The 13,436-nt window shown below is 67.5% G+C and carries 13 protein-coding genes and 1 tRNA gene; 6 read left to right on the top strand and 8 right to left on the bottom strand.

What is annotated here, in order from left to right; translation table 11 throughout:
• Nucleotides 1-147: 147 nt before the first annotated feature.
• Together WG922_RS07265 and WG922_RS07260 are read left to right on the top strand one after the other, a co-directional pair.
• Nucleotides 148-1,113: a DUF5996 family protein gene (locus WG922_RS07265; RefSeq protein ID WP_340281715.1), complete on the top strand. Its 966-nt coding sequence runs from the start codon at nt 148-150 to the stop codon at nt 1,111-1,113.
• A complete protein-coding gene (locus WG922_RS07260) occupies nt 1,113-1,424 on the top strand; it encodes a GNAT family N-acetyltransferase (RefSeq protein ID WP_340281713.1) in 312 nt (103 codons plus the stop codon). Before WG922_RS07265 ends, WG922_RS07260 begins: the two co-directional genes overlap by 1 nt.
• Nucleotides 1,425-1,651: 227 nt before the next feature.
• Here the strand turns inward: WG922_RS07260 and WG922_RS07255 are convergent, their stop codons facing one another.
• From WG922_RS07255 to WG922_RS07235, 5 genes are all read right to left on the bottom strand, one after another.
• Nucleotides 1,652-2,452 (bottom strand): amino acid ABC transporter permease, encoded by an 801-nt coding sequence (locus tag WG922_RS07255; RefSeq protein ID WP_340281711.1) that lies wholly within the window; start codon nt 2,450-2,452, stop codon nt 1,652-1,654.
• The gene (locus tag WG922_RS07250) at nt 2,449-3,111 is read right to left on the bottom strand and encodes an amino acid ABC transporter permease (protein WP_340281710.1); all 663 of its coding nucleotides are present in this window, start codon (nt 3,109-3,111) and stop codon (nt 2,449-2,451) included. Before WG922_RS07250 ends, WG922_RS07255 begins: the two co-directional genes overlap by 4 nt.
• Before the next feature lie 3 nt (nt 3,112-3,114).
• A complete protein-coding gene (locus WG922_RS07245; protein WP_340281708.1) occupies nt 3,115-4,017 on the bottom strand; it encodes a glutamate ABC transporter substrate-binding protein in 903 nt (300 codons plus the stop codon).
• A gap of 80 nt (nt 4,018-4,097) precedes the next feature.
• On the bottom strand, nt 4,098-5,372 hold the full coding sequence (locus WG922_RS07240) for a DEAD/DEAH box helicase (RefSeq protein WP_340281707.1): 1,275 nt from the start codon (nt 5,370-5,372) through the stop codon (nt 4,098-4,100).
• The gene (locus tag WG922_RS07235; RefSeq protein ID WP_340281706.1) at nt 5,369-5,596 is read right to left on the bottom strand and encodes a hypothetical protein; all 228 of its coding nucleotides are present in this window, start codon (nt 5,594-5,596) and stop codon (nt 5,369-5,371) included. Before WG922_RS07235 ends, WG922_RS07240 begins: the two co-directional genes overlap by 4 nt.
• A 61-nt stretch (nt 5,597-5,657) precedes the next feature.
• Here WG922_RS07235 and dbpA point away from each other — a divergent pair, with 61 nt between their 5' ends.
• Both dbpA and WG922_RS07225 read left to right on the top strand, forming a co-directional pair.
• Entirely contained in the window at nt 5,658-7,052 is a 1,395-nt protein-coding gene (gene dbpA, locus WG922_RS07230) for an ATP-dependent RNA helicase DbpA (protein WP_340281704.1), read from the top strand.
• A gap of 188 nt (nt 7,053-7,240) precedes the next feature.
• Nucleotides 7,241-7,705, top strand: a complete 465-nt coding sequence (locus WG922_RS07225; RefSeq protein ID WP_340281701.1) for a DUF2846 domain-containing protein — start codon at nt 7,241-7,243, stop codon at nt 7,703-7,705.
• Between the two features lie 172 nt (nt 7,706-7,877).
• Here the strand turns inward: WG922_RS07225 and WG922_RS07220 are convergent.
• A tRNA-Ala gene (locus WG922_RS07220) sits at nt 7,878-7,953 on the bottom strand.
• Between the two features lie 218 nt (nt 7,954-8,171).
• On the opposite strand from WG922_RS07220, the gene WG922_RS07215 reads away from it, so the two are divergent.
• On the top strand, nt 8,172-9,023 hold the full coding sequence (locus WG922_RS07215) for an alpha/beta hydrolase (protein WP_340281699.1): 852 nt from the start codon (nt 8,172-8,174) through the stop codon (nt 9,021-9,023).
• Nucleotides 9,024-9,065: 42 nt separating this feature from the next.
• Here the strand turns inward: WG922_RS07215 and WG922_RS07210 are convergent, their stop codons facing one another.
• Together WG922_RS07210 and WG922_RS07205 are read right to left on the bottom strand one after the other, a co-directional pair.
• Nucleotides 9,066-10,043 (bottom strand): GMP reductase, encoded by a 978-nt coding sequence (locus WG922_RS07210; protein ID WP_340281697.1) that lies wholly within the window; start codon nt 10,041-10,043, stop codon nt 9,066-9,068.
• Nucleotides 10,044-10,174: 131 nt separating this feature from the next.
• Nucleotides 10,175-10,900 (bottom strand): hypothetical protein, encoded by a 726-nt coding sequence (locus WG922_RS07205; protein ID WP_340281696.1) that lies wholly within the window; start codon nt 10,898-10,900, stop codon nt 10,175-10,177.
• Nucleotides 10,901-10,931: 31 nt separating this feature from the next.
• Between WG922_RS07205 and WG922_RS07200 the strand changes: the two genes are divergently transcribed.
• Complete coding sequence (locus WG922_RS07200; protein WP_340281695.1) at nt 10,932-13,325, top strand: UvrD-helicase domain-containing protein; 2,394 nt, start codon at nt 10,932-10,934, stop codon at nt 13,323-13,325.
• Nucleotides 13,326-13,436: the final 111 nt, after the last annotated feature.

The raw sequence follows: 13,436 nt of genomic DNA, 5'->3' as shown, positions 1-13,436 counted from the left end.
TGTGCTGTGCTTGCGGGTCGGGTACACCGGAATTTCGCCTTGCTCCTCGCCTCGCTTACGATGCCTCGGTGCCGATCACGCACTACACCTAGGAATTGGACGGTCGGTTTCCTCCGGCATCTCACCACCTCAGGAAAGGCAGACCGCATGAGTCCGACCTGGCCAGACATACCTTATTCGCCCTGGCGCGAGACCTGTTCGGCGCTGCACCTGTATGCGCAGATGATCGGCAAGTACCGCTTCGCCCACGCTCCCTGGCAGAACCATTCCTGGCACGCGACGCTCTACGTGACTGCGCGCGGCTTCACCACCTCGCTCGTGCCCGATGGATCGGGCGGGGTGGAGATCACCCTGGATCTCGTCGATCACGCAGTGGTAGGCGCGGCGGCCGACGGGAGAACGGCGCGATTTGCCCTCGGTCCGATGGCGGTAGCCGATTTCCACGCGCACTTCCTCCGACTGCTCGGCGAGCTTGGGGCTACGCCCGCTTTCCATGGACGGCCGAACGAGGTGGCGGACGCGTTGCCATTTGTCGAGGATCGCGTTGAGCGGCCATACGAGCGCGACGCCGTCAGCCGCTTCTTCCGCGCCAGCGTGTTGGCGGACCGCGTCTTGAAACGCTTCCGCACGGGGTTCCTGGGCAAGGTCAGCCCTGTGCACCTGTTCTGGGGCAGCTTCGACTTGGCGGTGACGCGCTTTTCCGGGCGAGACGCGCCCATGCACCCAGGCGGCATCCCCGCGCTGCCCGACGAAGTCACGCGCGAAGCCTATAGCCACGAGGTGTCCTCGGCCGGCTTCTGGCCGGGCGGCGGGCCGATCGACTATCCGGCCTTCTATTCCTACGCCTATCCCGCGCCGATCGGTTTCGCCGAAGCGCAGGTCGCGCCGGAGGGCGCCTTCTACAGCAGGGAACTCGGTGAATTTCTTCTGCCGTACGACGCGGTGCGGCAGGCCGCCGATCCGGAAGCGGCGCTGATGGCGTTCTTCGGCACCACCTATCGAGCGGCGGCCGACCTTGGCGGATGGAATGCCGGCGCCCTTGAATGCGCCATCGGCGAGCCACGCCGGCCGCGCGCGCTCCACCCCCTGAGAGAAGAGAAGGAGCAACGGTGATGGGCGAAACGCCGACTTCGAAGGACAGCTTCACGATCGTACGGGAAGAGGGATCGTCCAAAGGTCGCTACGTAGTGCGGCTGGGCGGCCACGAAGCCGAGATGACCTATTCGCGCACTGGCGAACGGATGATCATCATTGATCACACCGGCGTACCGGACGCACTGCGCGGCCGCGGAGTCGGTCTGGCGCTGGTGCGCCGCGGCGTGGAAGACGCGCGGGCGGAGGGTCGCGTCGTCATCCCGCTGTGTCCGTTTGCCAAGGCTCAGATCGCCCGTCACTCCGAATGGCAGGACGTGCTGAAGCGCTGACGGCGCGCGCGAAGAGGCCGAGGGGTAGTAGGACCTGCCTGGCGTTTGAAAGTGGCGCTGACGCGGCGTGCGGCGGACGGGACGCAGTGGGCCGCGGTTGCGCAGTCATCAACCCGCCAGACGTCCGCTTCCGGCCAGAAGAGCCTTTTCAGGGAAACCTATCGTCACCGGTCACCGGTCACCGGTCACCGGTCACCGGTCACCGGCGCACGAGCGCACGCGAACGGTCAAGGTATCGGCCGGCCAAGCCGGCGGCTTGCCCTCGAAATGGCGTAGTTCACCGAGCAGTACAGCATCGCCACCGCAAGGTACACGGGTACGAGAGACCGGTAGTTGGAGATCAGCACCTTGGCGTTCTGCATCAGTTCGCCGTACGTGACGACGTAGCCGAAGGTCGTGTCCTTGACCACGATCACCAGCTGTGCGACCAGTGCGGGGACGATGTAGCGCAGCGCCTGTGGAAACACGACATGAGCGAAGACGCGTGCTTCGCTGAGACCCAGCGCCCGGGCCGCATCGGTCTGGCCGCGGGGAACGGCGAGCACGCCTGCGCGGTACACCTCCGCGACCACGGCGGCGGTGCTCAGGCCCACGGGCAAGGTCAACATCCAGTAGGCACTCAGCTTGATCCCGACCGACGGAAGAACCAGGAAAAACACGTAGATGAGCAGCAGCGTCGGCACGCCGCGCAGGAATTCGATGATCGCGACGGCCGGCCAGCGCGCGAGCCGCAGCCGCGACTGGCGGCCCAGCATGAGCACCAGCCCGAGGACCAGTGCGATGGCGGCCGCCGCTGCCGCCGAAGCGAGCGTGCCGAGCAGGCCCTTGCCCAGGAAGATCCAGGTACTCTCCCAGGCGAAGAATTCCCAGAGCCTCCCTGCGAACTGGCCCGCGGCATGGAACCGGTAGACGATCCCTGCGGCCAGTACGAGCAGTGTTGTCGCGACGGTCACGCTCAGGGCGCGGGTGATGGCCCGCGCCCTGGGCCCCAGGTCGGCAAAGAGAATGTCTTCCACGGCGCGGCTCATCGCAGGATCCGCACCTTTTTTTCCAGGGTGGCGCCCGCCCAGGCGATGAGCAGGCCCGATACCAGGTACATCGCAGCAGCCACTGCGAAGGCGGAAATCCCGGCGGCGGAGTCGTTGGCGATCTTGGCCACCAGCGCCGTGAGTTCGCGGCCCGGCAGGGGGACCTGTGACGCCAACGACGTCGACAACATCAGCGCGATCAGCAGTGAGGTCATCGGTTGCACGACGGAGCGCATCGCCTGCGGCAGCACGATCGATGAGATGACCACCAGCGGCCGCATGCCCAGACTGCGGGCGGCCTCGATCTGGCCGCGATCGACCGTGTTGATGCCCGTGCGCAGATAGTCCGCCGTGAATGCGGAGCACACCAGGGTCAGGGTCAGGATCACGCTCGGCTCATAGTCGATCACGACACCGAGATCCGGCAGCGCGAACACGATGAAGACCAGCAGCGCGACGCTCGGAATGTTGCGGAAGACCTCGACGTAGCCGGTCAGCACGAAACGAAGTGGCCGCAGCGGCAGGAGCAGGGCCACCGTCACGACGACGCCGAGCGCGAAGCCGGCCACGAACGACAGCGCCGTGAGCTTCCAGGTGAGCAAGAGGGCCTGTCCGAAGGCAGGCCCGTAGTCGGCCAGCAGCCCGACGACACTCTCCATCGGTCAGGGGATCGGGGGCGGCGTCGGAACGTTCGTGCTGCCGGTGCGCTGTCCGATGGTCACCGTCCACAGCTTGGCCCAGGTGCCATCCGCCTCGATCTTCTTCAGGAAGTCATTGACGAAGGCTACGCCGTCCGAGCCCTTCGGCAGTCCGACGCCGTACTGGTCTTGCGGACCGAAGGGAGCACCAGCCAGACGCGTTTCGCCGGCGCCGAGGCTCAGGACATTCAGCAGCAGCGTGTAGTCGGTCACGTAGGCCGCCACGCGTCCCTGGCGCAGGGCGTCGAGGGCTTCCTGATGTGTCTGGAATTCCTGCACGACCGCCTTGGGCGCGAATTGCGCAAGGATCGCGGGCCCCGTCGATCCCGCCTGGGTGGCGACCCTCTTGCCGGCGAGGTCGTTGTACGACTGGATCGTCTTGTCGTTCTCCTTGACCAGCACCCCCGCCTGCGAGGTGTAGTAGGGCCCGGCGAAAGAGATCTTCTCCGCGCGGGCAGGGGTGATCGAATACGTCGCCAACACCATGTCCACCTGGTCGTTGATGAGCACCTGTTCGCGCGTGGACGACGTGACCTGCGTGAAACGGTACTTGGACCCGTCGCCCAGGATGTAGCGGGTGAGGAGCTGCGCCAGCCCCGCATCGAACCCGCGGATCTTGCCGTCCTTCTCGTTGAGCTGCGAAAAGAGGTTCGACGTCTGGGTGGCGCCGAGGCGCAGCGTGCCGGCCTGCTTGATCTTGCTTGCCCATGTGCTCGACGCGACGGTTGCCGCGTCGGCCACGGGGCCCTGAGCGACCAGCGAGTCGAATGCTGCCGCATTGATGGGTGTGGCTTGTGCAAAAAGCGGCGCACCGGTCACAACGGCCAGTGCGACCACGGCGGCTTTCAGGACGGATGGGATCGACATGGGATTCTCTCGGTTGGTGTGTACCGCCAGCGAATGTATAGCAGTCCTCCATTGGGGTGGTCCCTCGCGCCCGATGCCTTCTACGAGCCCTTCGCTCCGCGCTGCTCCGCCAAAGCGGCAGCAGCCCGCAATTTGTCTTTCCTGCTCGGCCTCTTTCCCTTGATGCCGCCGCTCCCGGGCGCGGCCTCGGGCGTGGGCACCGTCTCATCGACGGGCTCGAATCCCGCCACCCGCTCACGCGGCAACAGGAGCTTCATCCGCTTCTCGATCAGCCGGAAATGCGCTTGCGTGCCCGCACTCGCGAAACTCACGGCGAGTCCGCCGGCGCCCGCGCGGCCTGTGCGGCCGACGCGGTGCACGTAGTCGTTTGCGGAGCGCGGCAGGTCGTAGTTGACGACCACCTGCAGGCCGGGGATGTCGATGCCGCGGGCCGCCAGGTCGGTGGTCACCAGTACATGCCAGCGGCTGTCCTTGAACTCCGCCAGCACCTCGCTGCGGCGCGTCTGGCTCATGTCGCCGTGCAGGGGTGCGGCGCGCACGCCGCGGTCGTGAAGCTTGCGCGCGACGTGTTCGGTGGCATAGCGGGTGGCCACGAACACCAGCACGCGCCGCCAGCCCTCCTGCTTGACCAGATGACGCAGCAGCTCGGTTCGGCGCGGCGCGTCCACTGCGATCGCTCGGTGGACGATCGCGGGTTCGAGGCGTGGCTCGGCGGTGGCATCGACCCTCGCCGGGTCGCGTAGCAACCCATCGGCCAGCGCCTGCACCTCCGGCGGAAAGGTCGCCGAGAAAAGCAGGTTCTGCCTGCGGGCCGGCAGTGCAGCCAGCACACGTTCGCGTTCGGCTGAAAAGCCCAGATCCAGCAGGCGGTCGGCCTCGTCCAGCACCAGTGCCTCGACGGCGTCGAGCCGTACCGCATTTCTCTCCAGCAGGTCGAGCAGCCGCCCCGGTGTGGCCACCACGATGTCCGCGCCGCCACGCAGCGCCATCATCTGCGGGTTGACCGAAACGCCGCCATGAAGCACCGCGACCTTGAGCGCACGAGGGCAGCACGATCCCAGCCGGCGGAAAGTCTCTCCTACCTGTCCCGCCAGTTCTCGCGTCGGCACCAGCACGAGCGCGCGCACCCGCCGGTATGCATGCTGCCGACCATTGATGAACCGCTGCAGCAACGGCAGCGCGAACGCGGCGGTCTTGCCGGAGCCGGTCGGCGCCAAGGCGAGCAGGTCCTGGCCACGCAGCAGGAGCGGGATGACTTCGACCTGGATTGCGGTCGGGAACGCATAGCCCGCTTCGGCGCACGCATGCAGCAGCGGCGCGGACAGCCCCAGCGACTCGAAGCTCGTGGCGCTCATGGCGACCGGTGCAGCCTGGGCGCAGAGAGCGCTTGCAGGTTTTCGGTGATGGCGGCATCGACATCGCGCCACTTTCCCGTCAGCCGAGCGGCGTCGAGCGCTTTCTCCAAGGCTCGCAGGTCGCGGACGCTGGGCGCCACCTTGATCTGGGCGATCGCGGCCGTCGGGTTGCCGGCGCGCAGTAGAGCCAGGATCTTGCCGGGCCAGACGGGGGATTGACTCACGGGATTCTTCGGTCAGGGGGGAGGCGCATTGTCCGCCAGAGCGCTGTGAAATGATCGGACCATGTCCTCAGCACTCCAGACAAGCTTCGAAACGCTTCCCCTGCCGCCCGCCACGCTGGCCAACCTGCGCCGCCTCGGCTACCTCGAAATGACAGCCATCCAGGCCGCCAGCCTGCCGGCCGCGCTCCTGGGCAAGGACCTGATCGCACAGGCCAAGACGGGCAGCGGCAAGACTGCCGCATTCGCGCTGGCCCTGCTGGCGAACCTCAACGCGCGCCGCTTCGCCGTGCAGGCATTGGTGCTGTGCCCGACGCGTGAGCTGGCGGACCAGGTCACCACCGAGATCCGCCGCCTCGCCCGCGCCGAGGACAACGTCAAGGTCATCACGCTTGTCGGCGGCGTACCGTTGCGAGGGCAAACCACCAGCCTGGGGCACGGTGCGCACATCGTGGTCGGCACCCCCGGTCGCGTCATGGATCACCTTGACCGGGGCAACCTGCAGCTCGACGGCCTCAACACTCTGGTGCTCGACGAAGCAGACCGCATGCTGGACATGGGGTTCGCCGATGACATCGCCAGGGTGGCCCGACAGTGCCCCCCGCAGCGGCAAACCCTGCTGTTCTCGGCAACCTATCCCGAAGGCATCGCCAAGCTCGCGGCGCAGTTCCTGCGCCAACCCGTCACGGTGAAAGTCGAAGCGCAGCACGGCGACGAGCAGATCGAGCAGCGTTGGTACGAGGTATTTGAATCCCAGCGCCTGGGGCAGGTAGCGCGACTTCTGGACCACTTTCGTCCGGCCAGCACGCTCGCGTTCTGCAACACCCGGGCGCGTTGCCGCGAACTGGTGGAACTGCTGTTGGCGCAGGGCTACAGTGCGCTCGCCCTGCATGGCGATCTGGAGCAGCGGGAACGCGACCAGGTGCTCGTGCGCTTCGCGAACGGCAGCTGCTCGGTGCTGGTCGCCACCGACGTGGCAGCGCGGGGACTGGACGTCGCTGGTCTGGCTGCCGTCATCAACGTGGACGTGCCGGTCGATCCCGAAGTGCACGTGCACCGGATCGGCCGCACCGGCCGAGCCGGACAGACCGGCCTGGCGCTCAGCCTGGCGAGCCTCGACGAAATGGGCGCGGTGGGGCGCATCGAGCAACTGCAGGGGCGGGAATCGGTATGGCACGAGCTGACCGAGCTCTCGACCCCGTCGAGTGGCCGCCTGCTGCCGGTCATGGCGACCATCCATTTGCAAGCCGGACGCAAGGAGAAGATTCGCCCCGGCGATGTGCTGGGCGCTCTGACAGCCGACCTGGGCTACACCCGGGAGCAAGTGGGCAAGATCGACATCAACGAGTTCGCCACCTATGTCGCGGTGGAACGCGGCATCGCGCACGAGGTCGTGGCGCGCTTGAACGAGGGGCGCATCAAAGGCCGCAGCATCAAGGCGCGGTGGTTGAAGGAGTGAGCAAAGGCATCCGCTTCGACGCACGCTGCCGTCACGATCGCACGTTTTCTTCGGGCCTTGGCTTCACGCCCGAACGGTGACGTTGCTTCGAACTTCGTGGTCCTTGCGTGAGCTGCATGCCTGTGGACCGGTCCGGAAAGCAATTCCTGTCGAGTACGATATTTGTTCCAGAAAGAGGAGTGGATTTCATGAAGAAAATCGCACTGGGACTGATTACCGTTGCAACCCTCGCCGGTTGCGCATCGGTGAAGATGGAGCCGAAGGAAGCCTCCGACAAGGCAAAGCAATTCGCTGCTCCGGCGGCCGGCGTGGCGGGTGTCTACGTTTACCGGGACAGCTTCGTAGGCAAGGCGCTCAAGAAAGACGTCTGGATCGACGGCAAGTGCATCGGCGAGTCTGGCCCGGACGTGTTCTTCTACACCGAAGCGGCGCCGGGCAAGCACACCTTGTCAACCGAATCCGAGTTCTCGCCGAACGACTTGGCCATCATGCTGGAGGCCGGCAAGAACTACTTCTACCGGCAGTTCATCAAGATGGGGCTGGTGAAGGGCGGGGCGGATCTGGAAGCTGTTCCCGAAGCCGAAGCCAAGCCCGCCATCGCGAAGCTGGAACTTGCTTCCGGCGGCGCTTGCAGCGGCGCCTACGCCAAGTAGGAAATGCAGGCCGCGCATCTCTCTGCGCGGTGAGCGGCGCCTACTGCTCCTGCGCTGCGAGACTCGCGCCGGTGGGGGGCGGTCGGCGGCGCGGCGCAGGCAACTTCGAGATTCCCGGAGTGCCTCGGCCCAAAAGAAAAAGGCCTTGTAGAACAAGGCCTTGAAAAGATTGTGGTGGAGAGGAGGAGGATCGAACTCCCGACCTTCGCATTGCGAACGCGACGCTCTCCCAGCTGAGCTACCCCCCCACAACGGACGCATTCTAACCCGAAGGAATCGCCGATTCGTCCTCGGGGCCGCCGCTGTGTGCGGCCTTCGCGGCACAACGTGGGCGGCGAAGCTTCGTTCGCGCCGGGTCGGGCTTGCGCTATGGTTGCGCTGCAGCAGGGGCTTGCCCGGCTGCACGAGAGCAGCGGGCCGCCCCGGCTCGCAACCGACACCTTCACCCTACCTGGCAGGAGAGCGCATGCAGCTTGACGACCCCGAGTGGCTCGAGGAGCAGTACAACAACCGCACCCGCGTGCCCGATTTTCCGGAGCACTTCGCGCGCTGGGCGCGCGACTCGGAGCGGCTGCGCAGCGAGGTGCCGTGCTCGCTGGACATCGCCTACGGCGACGCGTCCGGCGAGCGGCTCGATGTCTTCCCGACGCGCCAGCGCGATGCGCCCGTGCTGGTGTTCATCCACGGCGGCTACTGGCGCGCCCTCGACAAGAGCGACCACTCCTTCGTTGGCGCTGCGTTCGCCCGGGCCGGCGCCTGCGCCGTGGTGCCGAATTACGACCTGTGCCCGGCCGTCACGATCCCGCAGATCGTGATGCAGCAGGTGAGGGCGCTCGCCTGGACCTGGCGCCATATCGCCGAGCACGGCGGCGATCCGCGGCGCATCGTCGTGGCCGGGCATTCTGCCGGCGGCCACCTGGCAGCCATGCTCATGGCGTGCGACTGGCCGGCTTTCGATGGCGGCCTGCCCGAGAACCTGGTGGGAAAGGCGCTGGCGATCTCGGGGCTGTACGAGCTGGAAGCGCTGCGCCGCACGCCGAGCCTGCAGGCTTCGCTGCAACTGACGCCGCAGCAGGTGCGCATGGCCAGCCCCGCTCTGCTGCCGCCGCCGCGAGGCGGAGCGCTCTACACCGTGGCGGGTGCCGAGGAAAGCGCGGAGTTCCTGCGGCACAACGCGCTTATGCAGCAGGCATGGGGCGCGGCACGGGTGCCGGTGTGCGAGGCGCTGCCCGGGCTGAACCACTTCAGCATCCTGGAGGACCTGGTGAACCCCGGAACGCGCTTGAACGCCCTGGCGCTGGAGTTGCTGGGGCTTTGAAATCCACTGCAGGGTCGCCGGCTCCGGCGACGCCTGCAGCGATCACATCAGCAGGTGCTCGCCCGCGTTGTCCCCACCGAGGATGACGTAGTTCACCTTGCGGATGTCCAGCAGCTTGCGACCGCCCGAATAGCTGATCGAGCTCTGGACGTCTTCCTGCATCTCGCGCAGCGTGTCGGCCAGGCGGCCCTTGACCGGCTCGAGGATGCGCTTGCCTTCGACGTGCTTGTACTCGCCCTTGTTGAAGTCCGAGGCGCTGCCGTAGTACTCCTTGAACAGCTTGCCATCGACTTCCACCGTGCGGCCGGGAGACTCTTCGTGCCCGGCCAGCATGGACCCCACCATGACCATGGTGGCGCCGAAGCGGATGCTCTTGGCGATGTCGCCGTGTTCGCGGATGCCGCCGTCCGCGATGATCGGCTTGGTCGCCACGCGGGCACACCACTTGAGCGCCGAGAGCTGCCAGCCGCCGGTGCCGAAGCCCGTCTTCATGCGCGTGATGCAGACCTTGCCCGGGCCGATGCCGACCTTGGTGGCGTCGGCGCCCCAGTTCTCCAGGTCGATCACGGCCTCGGGCGTGCCCACGTTGCCTGCGATCACGAAGCTCGAGGGCAGCCTTTTCTTGAGGTGGGCGATCATGCGCTGCACGGTGTCCGCGTGGCCGTGCGCGATGTCGATGGTGATGTACTCGGGCGCCAGGCCTTCGGCGGCCAGCTTGTCCACGGTGTCGTAGTCGGGCTGCTTCACCCCCAGCGAGATGGAGGCGAAGGCCTGCTGCTCGCGCATGCGGCGCACGAAGGCGACGTTGTCGAGATCGAACCGGTGCATGACGTAGAAGTAGCCGTGCTGCGCCAGCCAGGCGCAGATGGACTCGTCCACCACCGTCTTCATGTTCGCCGGCACGACCGGGATGCGGAAGCTGCGCCCGCCGAGCTCGACGCTGGCGTCGCATTCGGAGCGGCTTTCCACGCGGCATTTGCGCGGCAGCAGCAGGATGTTGTCGTAGTCGAAGATTTCCATACCAGGGCTCCGTGGAACTGTTGTGAGAACAGGGAGAGCGCTTGGACGTTGGCCCGGTGACCGGCGCGCGAGGAAGGAGCGGGCGCGCCAAAAAGAAACCGGGCCTCGATGCTTGGGCCCGGTGCGCGATTCTACCGCCGCCCTTCCTGGTGGCGGCATCGCGATTCCGAGATGACCCTGATACGTCCCCGTGCATCTTCCACCCAGCCCACCACCCGCAGCCGCTCTGGCCTGGCGCCCTCCGGCACGCGCATCGACCGCATCTCCAACAGCTTCTGCTCCTCTGAGCGGCTCGGCGGTCTGGAGCCGGTCCAGGGCGGCTGGAGGGCGGCGCGCACCAGGTTGCGTTCCACTTGCGTGCCCTCCGTGCCGGCGGGGATGGTCTCCACCAGCAGCAGCCAGGCTTTCCAGGGCGCGCGGCCCGCCGGGCGCAGCTCGATGGAAGTGCCGATGTAGTCGTTGAACGGCATGCCGTGCGAGACCCGCAGCGTGCGCGCCGAGGCGACCAGCGGCGACTTCAGGCGTTCCAGCCGCGACGGCGCCTGCCGCCCATGCTGGGCCAGCCGCTCCAGGGCTTCGGGCAGGGCCGCCGCAGAGAGCGGCGCCTCGTCGCCCTCCTGGCCCGGCACGATCCAGTCCAGCGCCAGCTCGCGCGGGCCCACCGGCGCGGCCGCCGGGTCGGCCCAGCAGGTGGCGCAGTCGGCGTTGATGAAGCGCTCGACCAGGGCGCGCGGGCGCGGCTGGCCATCGCTCGCACAGTAGCCCTCCTGCGCGTGGGAGGGCAGCGCCAGGAGGGCGGCGGCGCACGCGCAGGACAGCACGCGCGCCAGGCGCGGCAGCAGGGGCTTGTGTGTCATCGGGCTGGACGCTCGCTTTCTACAATGCCGCATGTTCCCAGAGTTTCAGCCATCCGCGGCCGCCGCGGGCGACACGCCGTCTTCCTCGCCGCTGCTGCGGCACCTCAACGACGAGCAGCGCGCGGCGGTGGGCCTGCCGGCCGAACATGCGCTGATCCTGGCGGGCGCCGGTTCGGGCAAGACCCGCGTGCTCACCACCCGCATCGCCTGGCTGCTGTCCACGGGCCAGGTCTCGCCCGGCGGCATCATGGCCGTCACCTTCACCAACAAGGCGGCCAAGGAGATGATGACGCGCCTGTCCACCATGCTGCCGGTGAACGTGCGCGGCATGTGGATCGGCACCTTTCACGGCCTGTGCAACCGCTTCCTGCGCGCGCACCACAAGCTGGCGCAACTTCCCCAGGCGTTCCAGATCCTCGACACCCAGGACCAGCTCTCGGCCATCAAGCGCCTGATGAAGCAGCACAACGTCGATGAGGAGCGCTTTCCGGCCAGGGAGCTGCAGTGGTTCATCGGCGGCTGCAAGGAGGAGGGCATGCGCCCCGGCGACGTGCCGGCGCGCAGCGAGGACGACCGGCGCAAGGTCGAGTTCTATCAACTGTACGAAGCGCAGTGCCAGCGCGAGGGCGTGGTCGATTTCGGCGAGCTGATGCTGCGCAGCTACGAGCTGATGCGCGACAACGCACCGGTGCGTGAGCACTACCAGCGGCGCTTTCGCCACATCCTCATCGACGAGTTCCAGGACACCAACCGGCTGCAGTACCTGTGGATCAAGGCCTTCGCGGGCACAGGCAACGCGGTGTTCGCGGTGGGCGACGACGACCAGAGCATCTACGCCTTCCGCGGCGCGCGCGTGGGCAACATGGCCGATTTCGTGCGCGAGTTCGCGGTGCGCCACCAGATCAAGCTCGAGCAGAACTACCGCAGCTTCAGCAATATCCTCGACTCGGCGAACGCGCTGATCAGCCACAACAAGGGACGCCTCGGCAAGAACCTGCGCACGGACCAGGGGCCGGGCGAGCCGGTGCGGGTGGTCGAGTCGCCCACCGACCTGGCCGAAGCGCAATGGGTCGTGGAGGAGATCCGGCACCTGGCCGGCAGCCTGGCGCGCCACGAGATCGCGCTGCTCTATCGCAGCAACGCGCAAAGCCGCGTGCTCGAGACCGCGCTGTTCAACGCCGGTGTGCCTTACCGCGTCTATGGCGGCTTGCGCTTCTTCGAGCGCGCCGAGATCAAGCACGCCCTGGCCTACCTGCGGCTGCTGGAGAACCCGAACGACGACACCTCGTTCCTGCGGGTGGTGAACTTTCCGCCGCGCGGCATCGGCGCGCGCAGCATCGAGCAGCTGCAGGACGCCGCACGGGCGGCCGGCTGTTCGCTGCACGACGCGGTGAGCGCCACCACCGGCAAGGCCGGCGCCAACCTCATGGCCTTCGTCGCCAAGATCGACGTCGTGCGCGAGCAGACGCAGGGGTGCAGCCTGCGCGAGATCATCGAGCTGGTGCTGCGGCACTCGGGGCTGGTCGAGCACTACCGCGCCGAGCGCGATGGCGCCGACCGCATCGAAAACCTGGACGAACTGGTCAACGCGGCGGAGAGCTTCGTCACCCAGGAAGGCTTCGGGCGCGATGCCGTGGCGCTGCCGGTCGATGAACTCGGCGCCAACCTCAGCCAGTCGCCGGCAAGCCAGGGGCTGGACCCCGCGCAGCCCGTCATCGACGAACCCTTGGCGCCCCTCGCGCCCGATGCCGAGACCGGCGAGACCCTGTCGCCGCTGGCCGCCTTCCTCACCCACGCTGCCCTGGAGGCCGGCGACAACCAGGCGCAGGCCGGCCAGGACGCGGTGCAGCTCATGACCGTGCACGCGGCCAAGGGGCTGGAGTTCGACGCGGTGTTCGTCACCGGCCTCGAGGAGGGGCTGTTCCCGAGCGATCGGTCGATGTCCGACCTGGACGGCCTGGAGGAAGAGCGACGCCTGATGTACGTGGCCATCACCCGCGCGCGCCAGCGGCTCTACCTCAGCTACTCGCAGACGCGCATGCTGCACGGGCAGACGCGCTACAACGTCCGCAGCCGCTTCTTCGACGAACTGCCCGAGCACGCGCTGAAGTGGCTCACGCCGCGCAACCAGGGGCAGTTGCAGGGCCGATCGGCCTTCGGTTTCGGCGCGGGCTATCCCAGCACGCGCGGCGGCGGACGCGACCATGCGCCCGCCACCTTCGCCAGTCCGCCCGTGCCGGCACAGAAGGAGCCGCCGGCCCACGGGCTGCGCGCCGGCATGAAGGTCTTTCACACCAAGTTCGGCGAGGGCAAGGTGCAGACGCTGGAGGGCAGCGGCGAAGACGCGCGGGCGCAGGTCAATTTCCCGCGCCATGGCGTGAAGTGGCTGGCGCTGAGCGTGGCCAAGCTCACGCCGGTGGACTGAGCGAAAGGGGAGGGACTGCAGGGCTGCGATCACCGCACCGCGTACCGCCGTGTCGCGCCGGGTGCTGCGGCCGCGCCTGCCGGCTCACGCAGGTGCTGTTCGGGCGCCGGC

The sequence above is a fragment of the Ramlibacter sp. AN1015 genome (assembly GCF_037726105.1).
GTDB lineage: Bacteria > Pseudomonadota > Gammaproteobacteria > Burkholderiales > Burkholderiaceae_C > Ramlibacter.
Note: the sequence above shows the minus strand (reverse complement) of the source record. Positions and strands in the feature narration are given on the sequence as shown.